14 protein-coding genes, 1 tRNA gene and 1 other RNA gene are annotated in these 16,495 nt (G+C 41.5%); 8 read left to right on the forward strand and 8 right to left on the reverse strand.

The features are described 5' to 3' along the window. The first annotated feature begins 8 nt into the window (after positions 1-8). Entirely contained in the window at positions 9-1,799 is a 1,791-nt protein-coding gene (locus MCBB_RS10670) for a DNA-directed DNA polymerase (RefSeq protein WP_071907745.1), read from the forward strand. Between the two features lie 91 nt (positions 1,800-1,890). Here the strand turns inward: MCBB_RS10670 and MCBB_RS10675 are convergent, their stop codons facing one another. Both MCBB_RS10675 and MCBB_RS10680 read right to left on the reverse strand, forming a co-directional pair. Next, positions 1,891-2,601: a DUF4386 family protein gene (locus MCBB_RS10675; RefSeq protein WP_071907746.1), complete on the reverse strand. Its 711-nt coding sequence runs from the start codon at positions 2,599-2,601 to the stop codon at positions 1,891-1,893. A gap of 438 nt (positions 2,602-3,039) precedes the next feature. Continuing rightward, positions 3,040-3,552, reverse strand: a complete 513-nt coding sequence (locus tag MCBB_RS10680) for a nitroreductase family protein (RefSeq protein WP_071907747.1) — start codon at positions 3,550-3,552, stop codon at positions 3,040-3,042. A 193-nt stretch (positions 3,553-3,745) separates the two neighbouring features. Between MCBB_RS10680 and MCBB_RS10685 the strand changes: the two genes are divergently transcribed. Both MCBB_RS10685 and MCBB_RS10690 read left to right on the forward strand, forming a co-directional pair. Beyond that, complete coding sequence (locus tag MCBB_RS10685) at positions 3,746-4,426, forward strand: class I SAM-dependent methyltransferase (RefSeq protein WP_071907748.1); 681 nt, start codon at positions 3,746-3,748, stop codon at positions 4,424-4,426. Positions 4,427-4,513: 87 nt separating this feature from the next. Then, positions 4,514-5,206 (forward strand): 4Fe-4S double cluster binding domain-containing protein, encoded by a 693-nt coding sequence (locus MCBB_RS10690; protein WP_071908086.1) that lies wholly within the window; start codon positions 4,514-4,516, stop codon positions 5,204-5,206. Between the two features lie 210 nt (positions 5,207-5,416). Here MCBB_RS10690 and larB read toward each other — a convergent pair whose 3' ends face one another. After that, the gene (larB, locus tag MCBB_RS10695) at positions 5,417-6,184 is read right to left on the reverse strand and encodes a nickel pincer cofactor biosynthesis protein LarB (RefSeq protein WP_071907749.1); all 768 of its coding nucleotides are present in this window, start codon (positions 6,182-6,184) and stop codon (positions 5,417-5,419) included. A gap of 164 nt (positions 6,185-6,348) precedes the next feature. Between larB and hypF the strand changes: the two genes are divergently transcribed. Beyond that, complete coding sequence (gene hypF, locus MCBB_RS10700) at positions 6,349-8,667, forward strand: carbamoyltransferase HypF (RefSeq protein WP_071907750.1); 2,319 nt, start codon at positions 6,349-6,351, stop codon at positions 8,665-8,667. 212 nt (positions 8,668-8,879) lie between these two features. On the opposite strand, the gene MCBB_RS10705 is transcribed toward hypF, so the two are convergent. Next, a complete protein-coding gene (locus MCBB_RS10705) occupies positions 8,880-9,353 on the reverse strand; it encodes an ArsR/SmtB family transcription factor (protein WP_071907751.1) in 474 nt (157 codons plus the stop codon). 156 nt (positions 9,354-9,509) lie between these two features. On the opposite strand from MCBB_RS10705, the gene grpE reads away from it, so the two are divergent. The 4 genes from grpE to MCBB_RS10725 all read left to right on the forward strand — a co-directional run bounded on the left by grpE (position 9,510) and on the right by MCBB_RS10725 (position 14,355). Further along, entirely contained in the window at positions 9,510-10,067 is a 558-nt protein-coding gene (gene grpE, locus MCBB_RS10710; protein WP_071907752.1) for a nucleotide exchange factor GrpE, read from the forward strand. A gap of 175 nt (positions 10,068-10,242) precedes the next feature. Continuing rightward, positions 10,243-12,114, forward strand: a complete 1,872-nt coding sequence (gene dnaK / locus MCBB_RS10715) for a molecular chaperone DnaK (protein WP_071907753.1) — start codon at positions 10,243-10,245, stop codon at positions 12,112-12,114. Between the two features lie 365 nt (positions 12,115-12,479). Then, positions 12,480-13,643 carry a molecular chaperone DnaJ gene (gene dnaJ / locus MCBB_RS10720; RefSeq protein WP_071907754.1) on the forward strand — a complete coding sequence of 388 codons (1,164 nt, stop codon included), beginning with the start codon at positions 12,480-12,482 and terminating at the stop codon, positions 13,641-13,643. A 319-nt stretch (positions 13,644-13,962) separates the two neighbouring features. Next, positions 13,963-14,355, forward strand: a complete 393-nt coding sequence (locus MCBB_RS10725) for a carboxymuconolactone decarboxylase family protein (RefSeq protein ID WP_231916363.1) — start codon at positions 13,963-13,965, stop codon at positions 14,353-14,355. Between the two features lie 86 nt (positions 14,356-14,441). On the opposite strand, the gene MCBB_RS10730 is transcribed toward MCBB_RS10725, so the two are convergent. The 4 genes from MCBB_RS10730 to MCBB_RS10745 all read right to left on the reverse strand — a co-directional run bounded on the left by MCBB_RS10730 (position 14,442) and on the right by MCBB_RS10745 (position 16,487). Then, positions 14,442-15,143: an ABC transporter permease gene (locus tag MCBB_RS10730; protein WP_084789959.1), complete on the reverse strand. Its 702-nt coding sequence runs from the start codon at positions 15,141-15,143 to the stop codon at positions 14,442-14,444. Positions 15,144-15,264: 121 nt separating this feature from the next. After that, positions 15,265-15,566, reverse strand: an RNA gene (gene rnpB / locus MCBB_RS10735) — RNase P RNA component. Positions 15,567-15,699: 133 nt separating this feature from the next. Next, positions 15,700-15,774: transfer RNA gene (locus MCBB_RS10740), tRNA-Met, on the reverse strand. A gap of 176 nt (positions 15,775-15,950) precedes the next feature. Next, positions 15,951-16,487: a hypothetical protein gene (locus MCBB_RS10745; RefSeq protein WP_071907756.1), complete on the reverse strand. Its 537-nt coding sequence runs from the start codon at positions 16,485-16,487 to the stop codon at positions 15,951-15,953. Positions 16,488-16,495: the final 8 nt, after the last annotated feature.

Consider the following 16,495-nt stretch of genomic DNA (forward strand, 5'->3'; position numbering starts at 1 on the left):
AAGAAGCTATGGAAACCAAAAAATTCGTGCTTCTGGACATTGATTACATCACAGAAGACGACAGAGCAGTTGTCAGATTGTTCGGCAAACTGCAGGGTGATGAAAAAGGGAGATCCGTTATAGCAGTCGATAAAGGCTTCAAACCCTATATCTACGTTCTTCCACATGATTCAGAGGAGTGTGTGACTGATATCAATGAAATGGATGTTGAAGGAGTTGAATGGGTCCGTGAAAAGGACATAGGCAAAACCAAAGACTTCCTGAAGGTTACTCTCAAGCATCCCCAAGATGTTCCAAAGTTGAGGGATAAGATAAGGAACCTGGACTCTGTTCTGGATATACGAGAACACGACATACCCTTCTACCGCCGTTATCTCATAGATAAAGGATTGTTTCCAATGTCAGAGGTTGAGGTGGATGGTGAGTTCGTAAATGCTGAGGATAACAGTTTCAGATGTGCAGAGGACACCTGTGTGTTTGAAATTCAGGGTGAACCTCGCCCAGTTGAATCTGAATTTCCAGATCTGAAGATACTGAGCTTCGACATAGAGGTTTACAACCCTAAAGGCATGCCACAGGCAGAGGTTGATCCAATCATAATGATGAGCCTCTCAAGCAACCAGGGACTTGAGAAGGTGCTTTCAACCAAAAGTTCCAGGCTTGAATTTGTTGAAACCCTTGAAAGTGAAGAAGCCATGCTTGAAAGGTTTGTTGAAATTGTTAAATCTGAAAACCCCGACCTTTTAATTGGTTACAACTCAGACAACTTCGACATGCCCTACATAAACGACAGAGCAGAGAAGATCGGGGTTGAACTGGACATGGGCACTGATGCTTCCAAGCTGAAGTTCATGAGAAGGGGTTTTGCAAATGCAGGACTTATCAAGGGTAGGATACACGTTGATCTCTATTTATTAATGCGCCGCTACCTCACACTGGACCGTTACACCCTTGAAAGGGTTTACAGGGAACTTTTCGATGAGGAGAAGGAGGATGTTCCAGGGGATGAGATCTACCAGTACTGGGACGATGGAGGGGAGAAACTGGACACATTATTCAGGTATTCCCTTGATGATGCCGTGGCCGTTACCAAGATCGGAGAGAAAATGCTGCCCCTGAGTCTGGAGCTCACCCGTATCGTTGGCCAGCCATTCTTCGACATAGCCAGAATGACAACGGGACAGATGGTGGAATGGTATCTCATAAGGAAGGCTTACGAGTACGGAGAAATCGTGCCCAACAAACCCTCCTCAACACAGTACTCAGAGAGGAGGAGTAAAAGGGCAGCAGGCGGCTACGTTAAGGACCCTGTGAAGGGACTCCATGAGAACATAGTTTCCTTCGACTTCAGGAGCCTGTACCCCAGCATAATAATCTCAAAGAACGTTTCCCCAGACACCATGGTTTCAGAGTGCAGTGAGGATGAGTGTTACATAGCCCCCGAGGTTGGCCATAAATTCCTAAAAGAACCTGTTGGATTCGTTCCATCTATAATAGGGAACATACTCAAGGAGAGGGTGAGGATCAAGACCATGATGAAGGCATCTGAGAATCCAAGGGAGAAGCAGATACTGGACGTGCAGCAGCAGGCCCTTAAAAGACTTGCAAATTCAATGTACGGTGTTTATGGATACTCCAGATTCAGGTGGTACAGGATAGAATGTGCTGAAGCTGTAACTGCATGGGGAAGGGATTTCATTAAGAAAACCATGAAACAGGCTGAGGATTATGGTTTCAAGGCCCTTTATGCAGATACTGATGGTTTTTATGCTACATTCGAGCCTTCAGATGAAAATTAAACACCTAATATAATTTTTACTAAATCTTTTCTAAAATTTCCTTTATCCAAGAATGATAAAATTAGTTTATTTAAAGAACACCCACCTTATTTCAACTTTTACCTAACTGGAACAACCGTCTTGCCACCAGGACTGAAAATATCGCCCATGGAACGAGAGATGTGAAAGCAAAGTAAATACCTATGGTACCTGCCGTGGACGGCACCAACATCAATAAACCAGCCAGTAGCCCCAAATAAGCAGTTTTTTTACTGAAAATATTGCTTTTTAGCATGACAAATGAGATTATAATAAGTGTGATTGCGTTGAGGATGTAATACACGTCAAAGGCAGTGCCCTGAAATGTGGTAAGCATTCCCTGTCCTGCCGCCAATAAAATAGACCGCTGCACATCTGTTGTTGCAGCCGCGTATTGGTTGCTGAGAGAAAGCATTTCAAAGGCAGTGTTGGATGAAAAATGGGCTGCTATCCCTACAAGTCCCAAAATCAAAGCAATTACCATGAAAGACTCATTGATTCGTTTTAGAGCAAGGTAAAGTGCAAGATATACAGGTATCATAAGAGCACTGACAAGGAGGTACAGAAGATCCATGTCTAAGAGTCCAATGAACCATTTGTTCTGAAATAAGGTGAAGTAACCCAATACTGTGGTTGGTGGAGGCCAGGTGACAAATATAAAAGACTGGATGGGAATAATTACCACTATGACCAGTGCAGCAATTCCCCCAATTTTATAGAGCCAAGCCCACTTAGAATCACTAGTTTCCACGTCATTACCTGGGCTTAATTTAAGATCTGACATTGAATTCCCTCCTTATAACCATTCATTTAATTTAGGTTTTTGAATAGGCTTTTAGAAGTTTTTGGCCCCTTCAATGATTTACGTGCCAAAAAATAAATTTCAATAGTCAATAATTCTCCTGAATTAAAGGTTACATCACGTTTCAGAATCTTATTAAAGATATTAAATCCATTGAAAACTTTTAAACAAGATACTATGAACTTCAATTGAATTTTCAGGTAAAATTAATCATTTTTCACCTTATATTTATGAATTTGATCCTTTAAAATATTAACGATCGGGGTAACCAAGTAATAGATTGATATACGTGAGATATTTGGCATTTCAGCCGGAAAATACGTTTTATATTCATGAAAAAAGTGTTATGAATAATTAAAAAGTTTTTTAAAAAAATTAAAAATCCAGTTTAAAATATCCTGGAGTTATGGCCTTCATTATTTATTCGTACTTCTCGTAAGACGTTATCTCACCAATAGCCTTCCTTGGCCTTGAATCAGGATCTTCATCTGCATATCCCAGTGTGAAGGCTGCAACAACCCTTACATCATCAGGTATTTCCAGAATCTCCTTGAATGCGTCTTCACTGAATGCTCCAAGCCAGCAGGTTCCAAGTCCAAGTTCCTGTGCCTCCAGTATCATAAAAGAAACTGCAATTGAGAGATCCACTGTGTAGGCTGGTTGACCGCATGGCATCACATGTTCAGACTCTGTTGAACAGGCAACAACAAGCACAGGTGCCTGAGTAACCATCTGCTGACCATGGGCTGCTTCAACAAGTTTTTCACGTGTTTCCTTATTCTTGACAACCAGAAACTTCCACTGCTGTCTGTTGGCAGCTGAAGGTGCCAGTCTTGCAACTTCAAGTATCCTTTGAAGCTTTTCTTCCTCAATCTCCACATTCTGGTAAGTCCTGATACTCCTTCTAGCCTTCACTGCTTCAAAAACATCCATTAAAATCACCCCTCTGGAAAGTATCGTATATCCAATATTATTTTATTATATATAAATTACAGATTATAAAACATTCCAATTCAAGAAAAATTCAAGAAAACCTTAAATAGAAAAGCTCCAATTGAGCTTAAACTATCCAAATAATCTTTGAATCTGGAGTGATCCAGATAAACCTTAAATCTGGAGGGAAAACATGGTACATGAACATATAAAGAAGAGCTTTGATGAAGGTGCAGAGGATTACGACAAACACCGAAGGGCTGTTATACCTCACCTAGATGAACTTTACGAGGTAACAGCCGATCTTGCACACTGCTCCCCTGATAAGCCCCGCGTGCTGGATCTTGGTGCAGGCACAGGACTCCTGACAGAGTACATTTTTAAGAAGTATCCCCAGGCAGATTTTACCCTTATGGATCTCTCTGGTGAGATGCTTGCAGTTGCAAGGGAACGATTCAAAGGGCAGTCCAACTTCAGGTACGTCCAGGCTGACTACGTTGAAGAGGATTTTGGAGGAAACTATGACATAGTTATCTCATCCCTGTCCATCCACCACTTGAGCCATGAGAACAAGGAGTTTCTTTACAGAAAGGTTTACACTCACCTGAATAAGGGCGGTATTTTCATAAATGCTGATGAAGTGCGTGGTTCAACTAACAGGGCCGAAGGTGAGTACCAACGAAGGCATGATGAAAACCTTGAAAGCCAAAATTTAACAGAAGAACAAAAATCCATCATCTATAAACGGAGAAAGCTCGACAATCCTGCAACACTTGTTGTTACATTCAAATGGTTCGATACAATTGGTTTCAATGATGTGGATGTCTTCTACAAGTACTACGAGTACTGTGTTGTAGCAGGGCGTAAAGGCTGAATGCAACCTGATTAAATAAATTAGATTAAGAAAAATAGAAATTTAAAAGGTTTTGAAAGATATACTTGGAGGTTGAAATACTTGCTTATGGATGAGAGGCTGGATGAATTTTCAAGGGCACTGGGTGCAGATTTCTTTGGAGTGGCGGATCTGAGCAGTGCTAAGAATTTCATAGGTGATTATGGAGGTAAAAACATTGTAAGGTATCCTAGGGCTGTTTCAGTGGGTATAAGACTCCCTGATACAGTAGTAGATGAACTACCGCACAGCTACGAAACCACGGTTTCTGTGAACTACCGCCATATCTACGACATTACAAACCTAAGGTTGGACCTTTTAACCTCACGCATTGGAAGCCTCATCCAGAACGAGGGTTACAAGGCACTGCCCCTACCCTCCTCGAAACGTGTTGACGATGAAAAGATTGCAGCGGCATTTTCCCATAAGCTTGCAGCCCACCTTGCAGGGCTTGGATGGATAGGTAAAAGCTGTCTTCTTATAACACCTGAAGCAGGCCCCAGAGTCAGGTGGGGAACTGTTCTAACTAATGCTCCCCTTAAAACTGCAGAACCTCTGGATGATCGTTGCGGTAAGTGCACAGACTGTGTGGATGCCTGTCCCGTCAACGCATTCACAGGGAGAAATTTCAGCGAAGATGAACCCCGTGAATCCCGTTACGATGCACGCAGGTGTGAGAAGTACCTTCAGGACCTTGAGAGGATGGATAAACCTGGAGTCTGTGGAATGTGCATCTACGCCTGCCCCCATGGTATGAAGTGAATCAGGTAAGTGTTTAATTGACTTTTTAAGATTGTATATTATTTATTTTTAGCTTATTTTAGAATTAGGGGTTTAAAATTAATTGGAATTTTGTATATCAAATCAATGAAATTAAGATTTGATGAAAATTGGGATATGAAAATTAGGATTTAAGATTTGATAAAATAAATTAGGATTAAATAAACGTTGGGGTTAATGCCCATATCATTTTTAGGGTTTACATATCTGTTTAACGATAGTAACTGCAAAAACGCCTGCTCCAAAGCCGTTGTCAATGTTCATAACTGCTATTCCTGGTGCACATGACTGAAGCATGGCATAAAGAGCTGTGAATCCACCTTCACCCACTCCGTATCCCACAGAGGTTGGCACCCCAACAACTGGAACATCAACGAGGCCTGCAACCACCGATGGAAGTGCTCCTTCCATTCCTGCCACCACTATGATGACCTTAACATCCTTTTCCAGCATTCTGCGGATGTGGCCAAAAAGGCGGTGTATTCCTGCAACTCCCACATCGTAGGACGTCAGGACCTCGCATCCTGCCTCTTCTGCTATTATCCGCGCCTCCTCTGCAACTGGAATGTCAGAGGTGCCTGCAGTTATTATACCTATTTTACCGTTCTTCTCTATTTCATGGTCCCTGACAACCATTATTCTTGCCCTTTCATTGTAATCCAGTTCAAGGCCCTGATCCTCAAGAACCTTAAGTTCATCCTTGATCAGAGAGTAGCGATCCTTTTCAAGGCGTGTTACAATCACATGGCCCTTGTCTGCAAATCCAAGAACGATCTTAACCAGCTCATCGTCGTCCTTACCCTCTGCGAATATTGCCTCTGGGACACCTGTACGAACATCCCTGCCTGTGTCTATCTTGGCAAAGTCCTCCAGTTCACGGATCTGCATGGTTTTAAGCATTTTCTCTGCTTCTTCTGAGGAGATCTCTCCATTCATAAGTTTTTGAAGTATTTCCTTCATGGTATCACTAATCTTATCTATCCCTAATATATAAATCTGGAGTGTTAAAAAGAATTCTATAGTATATAAACGCTGTGATAAAAACTTTGGCTCAATTAAAAAAAGCCGTTGAAATCAGCTGATAAACAATCCATCATTGAAACTGGAATATCGGGGTGTGAAGTTTGGAGAAAGCCAGGATCTTAGTACAGGGAATAGTTCAGGGAGTCGGATTCAGACCCACAGTTTACAGAATAGCAAAGAGCATGAAACTCACGGGTTACGTCAGAAACCTTGGAAACATCGTGGAGATCATCCTTGAAGGGGACAAAACAGATATAGAAGATTTTACCAAAAATTTAAAGCTTAAAAAACCTCCAATTTCTGTTATAAACTCCATTGAACTGGAGTGGATGGATTCAGATCGTCAGGAATTCAATGATTTTACCATACTATCCAGTTCTGAAAACTTCTCAGGATCATCAGTGATACCTGCAGACCTTGCAACATGTGATAGCTGTCTTGAAGAAGTCCTAAATGACAACAACAGGCGTTACAAGTATCCTTTCACAGCCTGCACAGACTGCGGTCCACGTTTCACGGTCATTGAGTCTGTGCCCTACGATCGTGAGCGAACATCAATGGATGATTTCCCACTCTGTCCAGACTGCACAGAGGAATATGAAAACCCTGAAGACAGACGTTACCATGCTGAGGCAACCTGCTGTCCAGAATGTGGTCCTGAAGTCTTCCTCTACAACGAAAAACGTCTTGAAGTGAAAAATCCCATAAAAGAAGCTGTTAAACTCATAGATGAGGGTAAAATTCTTGCAGTTAAGGGTATAGGTGGTACGCACCTCGTTGTAAAGACCACAGATGATGATGCTGTTTTGAAACTCCGTGAAAGGCTTGAAAGGTTCAACCAGCCCTTCGCATGTATGTCCCCTGACCTTGAGACCATCAAAACCTTTGCAGAGGTTGCAGATTTTGAAGAAAAAGCATTGCTATCAAGGAGGCGTCCCATAGTTGTTTTAAATAAAAATGATGATTATTACCTGGCACCTTCAGTTGCCCCTGTTCTTCACAACCTGGGAGTTATGCTCCCCTACTCTGCACTGCATCACCTGCTCTTTCGTTACACTGATGAACCTGCACTCATAATGACCTCTGCCAACATGCCTGGAGAGCCTATGTTGATCCGCAACAGGGACATAGTTGAGAAACTTGAGGATGTTGCAGACTGCTACCTCCTGCACGACCGCAGAATCGTTAACAGATGTGATGATTCTGTTGTCAGATTCAGGGGAGGTGAAATGGCATTCATAAGGCGTTCAAGGGGTTACGTACCAGAGCCATACGATTTTTCAGGAATAAACACAGATCTGAACGTCCTTGCACTTGGTCCTGAGATAGATGTGACCTTCTCCATACTCAAGGAGGGGAAATGTTACGTTTCACAGTACATAGGTAACACAACCAAGTACGAAACCTTCCTTTCAATGAAAGATGCAGTTCATCACATGATTGGCATAACAAAGACTGATTCAGTTGATGTTGTTGCCTGCGATCTCCATCCAATGTTCTTCACAACCAAACTTGCAGATGAGATGGGTGAACGTTTCGGATGTCCTGTTTTCAATGTTCAGCACCATCATGCCCATGCAGCAGCCCTATGCGTTGATAATAATCTTGATGAGATGATATGCATTGCAGCAGATGGTGTTGGTTACGGTGATGACGGAACTGCGTGGGGAGGGGAAATACTCCACATCCAACAGGATGAATATGAACGTGCTGGAAGCTTAATGCCTCAGAAGATGGCTGGTGGAGATTTAACAACCAAGTATCCAATCAGAATGGTCATGTCCATGCTGCACGGTTACTACGACCGTGAGGAGCTTGTTGAACTCATGAAACGGGACTACCAGAGTTACTTCAAACACGGCGAAAGGGAAGTTGAACTCATTTCCAAACAGCTTGAGCGTGGATTCAACCTTTCCACAACAACGAGTACCGGTCGTGTTCTTGATGCAATTTCATCTGCACTTGGAATCTGTGGAGAACGTACCTACGAGGGTGAGTGTTCCATGAAACTGGAATCGGTTGGTTACCATGGCAGGGATTCCCTTGAAATTCCATACGAAATCAAAAGAGAGGATGGAAAAGCGGTTCTGGATACGTCAAAGATACTCATGAACGTTCTGGAGTTGAAGCAAGAGAACAGGAAAATTGCAGATATTGCTAAGGCTGCTCAAAGGGCCGTTTCCATGGGACTTGCGGATCTTGCTGTGCGCTGTGCAGACAGAACTGGTGTGGAGTCCATAGGAGGTTCCGGAGGTGTTTTCTACAACGAAGCCATCAGCATGACCATCAAGGATTTCGTTGAAAGTGCAGGTTACAGTTTCCTCCAGCACCGTGACAGCTGTGCAGGCGACGGTTCAGTGTCAATGGGACAGGCTGCAGTGGCTGCATGGCACCACAACAGGCTCGGATCCTTTGAATAAAAAAATCATATTAATTTTATTTTTTTGAAAAAAGATTTTAAAAAAATTTAAAAACTAAAAACACGATTTAGAGTCTAAAAATAAGTTTAAAGTGTTTAAAAAGTAAAAATTGTTAAAATTTAATTAGTTATTATTTTTAATGGGCTATCTTTAATAAAATTATAAAATTCCTATAAAAGAAAAATTATTATAAACTAGCATTGGAACTTTTATCATCCCATTTTATCGTTGAATTCCTGCAGTGCCTTGATCTGCTTGCGCCTCACAACCTCTGCCAGAAGGTACTCTGCATAGTTTTTGGCCTCTGCGTACTTCTTGATGAGGTTTATGAGTTCCTCTGCAACCTCAACATCCCCCATCTGGATTTTGTTCTGTATCTTCTGGAGTTCTGAGAACTCATCACCGAGAACATTCACCTTTATTGAGCCCGGGCCTATGAATATCTGAATTTCTATGTCCTTGGAGATGTCGTAGTATTTACGTGGCCTTCCTCGCTCTATCTTCTTGAAGGATGAACTTAAAAGTCCAAGTTCCTCCATTGCGCGCAGGTGTTCAATTATTGCCTTCTGTCCAACCTCTAATTCACGTGATATTTCACTCACAAAGCGAGGTTCATCCCTTAAAAGGTCCAATATGTCCCTTCGGGTTTTGCAACCCATTACATCTAATATTGCTTCAAGATCCATAATTTAATCCCCTTAAATTCATGATTGTTAATTTGATGATATGTTGAATGTTTGCATCCTTCCTAGTTTATACTTGTGCGAAAGGTTTATATAACCTTTGGTAACTATAATAGTTAAAGGTTACTGTTCTTTTTATACCATATGAAAGGTGAATAAATGACCGATAAAGATGAAATAAAGAAGTTAAAGGATGATCTGGCCAGTTTAAAATCTGAGATCCAGGAAAAAGATGAGGATATCCAAGTGAAGGATGAGGAACTCCAGAAGAAGGTTGACGAGATCCAAACTAAAGACCAGGACATTGAAGATTACAAGGATCAGGTTCAGCGCCTCCAGGCTGACTTTGAAAACTTCAAAAAGAGGTCTGAGAAGGATGTTAAGGAGTACATCAAATACGCCAATGAGGGATTGATACTGAAGATCCTGGATGTTTACGAGGACTTTGAAAGGGCCCTTGAAACTGAAAAATCCGATGATCTCAAGGATGGAGTTGAAATAATCTACAAGAAGCTCACGAAGATCCTTGAGGGAGAAGGCCTCCAGCGTATCCAGTGCGAGGGGGAGCAGTTCGACCCATTCAAACATGAAGCCCTCATGGTGGAGGACAGCGACGACTTCGAAGATGGAACAGTCCTTGAAGAACTTGCAAAGGGTTACACCCTGGATTCAAAGGTCATAAAGTATTCAAAGGTCAAGGTCTGCAAGAAAAAATGAAAATTCTTAAATTGATCAAAAGCATTGGTTTAAATCTTCAACCTTAAAACTCGACTTTGAAGATCATTTGTGAATGATAGAAATTGAATATAATATCTGAAAAAGATACGTTAAAAATCAATTGTATTTGAAATAACTCATTAAATAAGCGTATTTAGAAAAAGAGGTGAATTTCATGGCAAAAAAAGAAAAAATAATCGGTATAGATCTGGGTACAAGTAACTCAGCAGCAGCTGTACTTGTTGGAGGTAAACCAACCATAATACCAAGTGCAGAAGGAGCAACACAGTACGGTAAAGCTTTCCCAAGCTACGTTGCATTTACAAAGGACGGACAGAGACTCGTGGGTGAACCTGCAAGAAGACAGGCAGTAACAAACCCTGAAAACACCATAAGTGCTATAAAAAGGAGTATGGGTACAGACCACAAGGTCAAAGTCCTTGGTAAGGAGTACACACCACAGGAGATCTCCGCATTCATCCTCCAGAAGATCAAAAAGGATGCAGAATCCTTCCTTGGCGAACCAGTGAACAAGGCAGTTATAACAGTTCCGGCATACTTCGATGACAACCAGAGAACAGCAACCAAGGATGCAGGTACCATTGCAGGTCTGGAAGTTGTGCGTCTGGTTAACGAACCAACAGCAGCAAGTCTTGCCTACGGTATAGACAAGGCAGAGGAAGACGAACTTGAAATCATGGTTTTCGACCTTGGTGGAGGAACCCTGGACGTTACAGTTATGGAGTTCGGAGGAGGAGTCTTCGAGGTTAAATCCACAAGCGGAGACACAAAACTCGGTGGAACCGACATGGACGTTGCCATAATGAAACACCTTGCAGCGGACTTCAAGGCAGAGACAGGAATAGATCTCCTTGACGATGACCAGGCAGTTCAGAGGCTCAGGGAAGCATCGGAGAAGGCCAAGATCGAACTTTCAACAACCCTAACAACTGACATAAACCTTCCATTCATAACAGCAGGAGCAGACGGTCCAAAACACCTGACAGCAACCCTTACAAGGGCAAAACTCGAAGAACTCGTTGATCCTATCATCAAGAGATGTTCAGGACCAATGGAACAGGCAATATCTGATGCTAAGATGAGTAAATCTGAAATAAGCAAGATCATACTCGTTGGAGGTCCAACAAGGATGCCTGCTGTCCAGAAGTTCGTTGAGAAGTACATTGGAAAACCTGTTGAAAGGGGAATTGACCCAATGGAATGTGTTGCATCAGGAGCAGCAATTCAGGGAGGAGTTATGGCTGGAGAAGTCAAAGACCTTGTTCTACTTGACGTTACCCCATTATCTCTGGGTATTGAAACACTCGGAGCAGTTTTCACCAAACTGATCGAGAGGAACACCACCATACCAACCAAGAAAAGCCAGATATTCACAACAGCAGCGGACAACCAGCCATCCGTGGACATACACGTGCTTCAGGGTGAAAGGCCTATGGCGGCAGATAACACAACACTTGGAAGGTTCCAGCTTGTTGGAATTCCACCAGCACCAAGGGGAATGCCTCAAATTGAGGTTACATTCGACATCGACGCCAACGGTATCATGAACGTTTCTGCAAAGGACATGGGAACTGGTAAAGAGCAGAAGGTTACAATAACAGCTCCAAACAAACTCTCAAAAGACGAGATTGACAAGAAGGTCCGTGAAGCTGAAGAGCATGCAGAGGAAGATAAACAGCGCCAGGAAGAAATTGAAGTCCGCAACAATGCAGATTCAATGATCTACACCTCAGAGAAAACCCTGGACGAACTTGGAGACAAGGTTGAGGCAGACCAGAAGACCAAGATCGAAGGCCTTGTCAAAGAGCTCAGGGAACTTGCAACAGGCGACGACCTTGCTGCAATCAAGGCCAAAACTGAGGAGCTCACCAAGGCAGTGCAGGAAGTTGGTGCAAAGATATACCAGGAAGCACAGCAGGCACAAGCTCAACAGGAACAGGCTCAGGGCGCAGGTCAGCAGGATGCAGGTCAAACCAAGGATGATGGCGACGACACAATAGATGCTGACTACGAAGTCAAAAAATAAGCATTTAATTGGAGTTGAGGTTCAAAACCTCCTCCCATCATTCATTTATTTTATTACCGATACAAGTAAGATCATTAATTAATCAACATAAATTAATTGGTAAATATTAATAAATAATCAATAAAATTAATGAAGATTATTTAATGAATTGTTCAACAAAAAATTATATTAGATTACATTAGCAATCGTACCATTAAATAAGATGAAGTTTAATTTTCTATATGTTACCTATTTTCATACCACAAAAATTACCACAGGAAAAGAAAGTTTTGTTGGTAGTCATTTAAGTTATATTATCAATCTCATAAAATCATTACAGGCTGATAAATTCAGCCCTGAACTAAAAAATTGAAGGTAAGATTATAATGGCAGAGAAGCGTGATTATTACGAAGTTCTTGGAGTAGATAAGGGTGCAGATAAAAAGGAAATTAAAAAAGCCTACCGTAAACTGGCCATGAAGTACCACCCAGATGTTAGTGAGGACCCAGAGTCAACCGAGAAATTCAAGGAGATAAGCGAAGCCTACGCTGTGCTCTCTGATGAAGAGAAGAAACAAACCTATGACCAGTACGGCCATGCAGGTATGGGCGGATTCAGCCAGGAAGACATATTCAACAACGTGAACTTTGAAGACATATTCAGAGGATTTGGATTCGGAGGAAGTGGAGGTGCAAGTGGGGGAGGATTTGAAAGCATCTTCGACCTCTTCGGATTTGGAGGCGGCCACAGAAACGGACCCCGCCAGGGTGATGATGTTGGTTACGAACTTAGGATCACCCTTGAGGAGGCAGCAACGGGTATCGAAAGGGACATAGAAGTTCCTCACAAGAAGATATGCCCACACTGCCACGGAGCTAAAGCAGAACCAGGAACAGATACAAAAACCTGTGAAACCTGTGGAGGAAGCGGTCAGGTCAGACACGTTAACAACACACCCCTGGGTCAGTTTGCAACTGTTAGGCCCTGCAGTGTTTGTAAGGGTGAGGGAAAGATCATTGAAACACCCTGCAGTGAATGCCAAGGCAAGGGCATAGTCAGGAAAACCAGTACCATACACGTCAAGATCCCTGCAGGTGTTGAGGACGGCAGCCGTCTACGTGTTCCAGGTGAGGGAGATGCAGGTGTGAGAGGCGGACCTTCAGGTGACCTTTACGTTATGATCCATGTTAAAAAGCACAAGCTCTTCCATAGGGAGGGTTCAGACCTCACATATGAAATGCCAATAAGCTTTGTTCAGGCATCCCTTGGTGACACGGTTGAAGCCCCAACACTTGACGGTGCTGTGGATCTTAAAATACCTGCAGGAACCCAAACAGGCACATCTTTCCGTATAAAAGGTCATGGAATGCCGCATCTGCGCTGGAATGGCAAGGGAAACCTTTACATTAAGGTTAAAATCATAACACCTAAGAAGCTCAGCCCAAAGCAGAAGGAACTTTTGCAGGAGTTTGCTGAAGTCAGTGGGGATGAGATATACGCGGAGCAGAAGGGATTGTTCGACAAGTTCAAGGATGCAATAAGTCATTGAACTTTGATGACCCCTAATTTCTCTTTTAATAATTTTTAATTACTTTTTTAAAAGTCACTTTAAGTTTTTTAAACTGAATTCTAATTAAACTGAATTCTAATTAAACTGAATTCTAATTTTGTTTTGTTCAAGTTCTATTGATGTTCCTATAAATTTGAAATGGTCCATTTGAATTGAAAACTTTCATTACAAAATACTTTTCATTAAATCAAAAGTATCATCAATATAACGACGTGATATAAGGAAACTATTTATTTTATCTGTGCATATTATCATTAGATTGAAGTTTGAATGATGATCCAAGAAATGAGATGATACAATGTCCATGGAAAGCAAAGACAAAGAGAATTTAAACGATGCAGATGTTGAGGAGATACTCGCAAAGATAACAACCTACTTCGGTTTTGTTCCGAAGATATTTCAGGTTTTGAGTGAAAATCCACGTGCTTTAAATGCTTATTTTAAAAAATTAGAGTGTTTCATGGAGGATGATTCCCTACCACCATTAACCAAGGAGTTTATATCAATAGGCGCTGCATCTGCACTTGGAGCAGAACACTGCCTTAAAACACATGTGGATGTTGCAAGGGAATCTGGAGCAACGGATGAACAGATCCTCCTGGCAATAATGATGGGTGCATTCATAACAGAAACTAAAGCTTTAGCAAGTTCTTTAAGGGTTTATGAGGAATTTAAAGGATGTACGAATTAATTTATACCCCTTATTCCTAGAACTCCTTAAAAAGCTCTGAAATATGAATCAAAAGTAGTTATAACAGCTGATAAAAAAACGAAACACTACTCGTAACGCAGCGAATTCGAGACATCCTGCCTGCACCCATACCATGCAGGATAAAACGCTAACAACATACTCAGAAGAGTTGTTATTAAAATAATCCCTAGGGGAAGGTACCATGGTACCAGAACTGAGAGCTGGTTGAAGTTGAGCACCTGAGAGGCGAATGTTACCCCTCCAACACCCATGATGGTTCCCACCACTGCTCCGATCAGGCCAAGTATGCCAGCCTCAAGGATTGTGCTGAGAATGATTTGATTCTCTGTAAAACCCATAACCTTCAAAAGGCCAAATTCACGTTTTCTCTCAAGCATGTTCAGGTTCATGGCATTCCAAATACCAAATAAACCAACTAAGAACACCAGACTTGCAATAAAATCAAGCAAATAAATCAGATTCATTAAAATATTTGCCACGTTCTTCGAGAATTCAGAGCTCGTGAATTGAGTTCCAAAAACAGAGTTTACAGTTTCCCTTGCGGAGTTCAGTACGATTTCAACTGCGTTGGTGTTTTGATTAGAAGCGTTATGTGGGATCACGTCTCCTGTTAAATTTTCAACCTGTTTAACCGTACTGTTGAGTCCTATTCCTGAACTCAGGAGGATCGTTAGAACAATCACTCCAAAGGTTATTCTCATGAGGGTTGAAAGGTTTCTCATCCTGTTTCTTCGAAGGTTTTTGTAGGATAAACTGTAAATTCCCATTATAAATGTTATTTCTTTGGGAATATATAAAAAAATTTCTGATTGTGTTAAATCCTTTCATCGTTGTTTATAAATTAAAATTAGAATTGAATTTGATTAAAATTAAATTTGAAGGTCAATGGCATGCCGAGAATAACCCACATTCTGTTCCAGCAGCATTCATCTTTGCGAGCTACCTCTGCCTCATACAGGATTCACTGACAGTATTTGCCCTTGCATCCCGCGGAATGGCCGTTTCACCGTTCCTTCTGGTGTCTTCAGCTTGCGCATCATATTCATTCACCAGAAGACGTGTCGTTTCTGCTCCAGTGTCATGCCTCTTGGCATGTGCTTTATAGCACCACGGTTCTGTAAGATGTGTGGAGTTTCCTCAGTTTGATTACATCCTAAGATGTAAAAACCGTTGGCTGCCCTTCGGCTTGCCATTGAACTGTCAATATTAAATATTGGAATGGTTCAATTTAAAGTTTGTCACAATCATATATCCATGACTAAATAATTTGATTTAACAATGAATTTAATTTTATAATCTAATTTTAAAATGAGTTAAATGAAATAGCGGGGCCTAGATTTGAACTAGGGCTCTCGGGGTTATGAGCCCCGCGGGATCACCAGACTACCCCACCCCGCTGTAGATTACTGTTTACATTTCACAGTATATAAAGGTTTCCCCTCATACTTATTATGATGTTATCTTTTTAAAATAAACGTTGTTTTAAAATAAAAAAGGTAATCTAAAATTTTCAATACAGGAAAAGATTAAAAAATTTAATTTAAGTCTTGAAACTTAAAAATCTAGGATCTGACTCATTCCATTTCAAGTTTTTCAAGTCTATTTTCAATGGACTTGATCTTCTTGTTGGTGTAACCCCTGTACTCATTGAACCTGCCTTCCAGTTCCCCAACATCCCTTGATACTTTACTGTACCTTTTTTCAAGGTCATTTATATCGGATTTGGTTGCAAGGTCCCAGTCCTTTATTAGCTGGTCACTTTTTTCATCCAGAAATACTTCTATTCTTGCTGAAAGGATATCTGTGCTTATTGGAACTTCTTTAACTTTTCCCATTATTTTCTCACTCATTCCAGCCATTTTCTCACTCATCCCTGCTGTTGTTCCAGTTTCAGAGGTTTCAGATGTTCCTGTGACTTTTGAACCTGCTTCTTTGAATTTTCCTCCAACCGTGGAAACTGTTTCATCAAAACTGGATGTTATACCTGTTCCTGTAACCTTTGAACTTATTCTTGAAAGAGAACCAGTTCTAACATCCTGCAGGTAGTAGTATAAAAGTACAACAACTGCGCCGGCCAGTACAAGGATGGCAAATAATTCGAGTGCGTCCATGAATTAAT

The organism is Methanobacterium congolense, assembly GCF_900095295.1.
GTDB lineage: Archaea > Methanobacteriota > Methanobacteria > Methanobacteriales > Methanobacteriaceae > Methanobacterium_C > Methanobacterium_C congolense.

Coding starts and splice junctions, on each gene's coding strand:
- MCBB_RS10675 (WP_071907746.1), bottom strand. CDS start 2,601: ATGTCAGATCTTAAATTAAGCCCAGGTAATGACGTGGAAACTAGTGAT.
- MCBB_RS10670 (WP_071907745.1), top strand. CDS start 9: ATGGAAACCAAAAAATTCGTGCTTCTGGACATTGATTACATCACAGAA.
- MCBB_RS10745 (WP_071907756.1), bottom strand. CDS start 16,487: ATGGACGCACTCGAATTATTTGCCATCCTTGTACTGGCCGGCGCAGTT.
- MCBB_RS10680 (WP_071907747.1), bottom strand. CDS start 3,552: ATGGATGTTTTTGAAGCAGTGAAGGCTAGAAGGAGTATCAGGACTTAC.
- grpE (WP_071907752.1), top strand. CDS start 9,510: ATGACCGATAAAGATGAAATAAAGAAGTTAAAGGATGATCTGGCCAGT.
- dnaJ (WP_071907754.1), top strand. CDS start 12,480: ATGGCAGAGAAGCGTGATTATTACGAAGTTCTTGGAGTAGATAAGGGT.
- MCBB_RS10690 (WP_071908086.1), top strand. CDS start 4,514: ATGGATGAGAGGCTGGATGAATTTTCAAGGGCACTGGGTGCAGATTTC.
- MCBB_RS10725 (WP_231916363.1), top strand. CDS start 13,963: ATGTCCATGGAAAGCAAAGACAAAGAGAATTTAAACGATGCAGATGTT.
- dnaK (WP_071907753.1), top strand. CDS start 10,243: ATGGCAAAAAAAGAAAAAATAATCGGTATAGATCTGGGTACAAGTAAC.
- MCBB_RS10685 (WP_071907748.1), top strand. CDS start 3,746: ATGGTACATGAACATATAAAGAAGAGCTTTGATGAAGGTGCAGAGGAT.
- MCBB_RS10730 (WP_084789959.1), bottom strand. CDS start 15,143: ATGGGAATTTACAGTTTATCCTACAAAAACCTTCGAAGAAACAGGATG.
- larB (WP_071907749.1), bottom strand. CDS start 6,184: ATGAAGGAAATACTTCAAAAACTTATGAATGGAGAGATCTCCTCAGAA.
- MCBB_RS10705 (WP_071907751.1), bottom strand. CDS start 9,353: ATGGATCTTGAAGCAATATTAGATGTAATGGGTTGCAAAACCCGAAGG.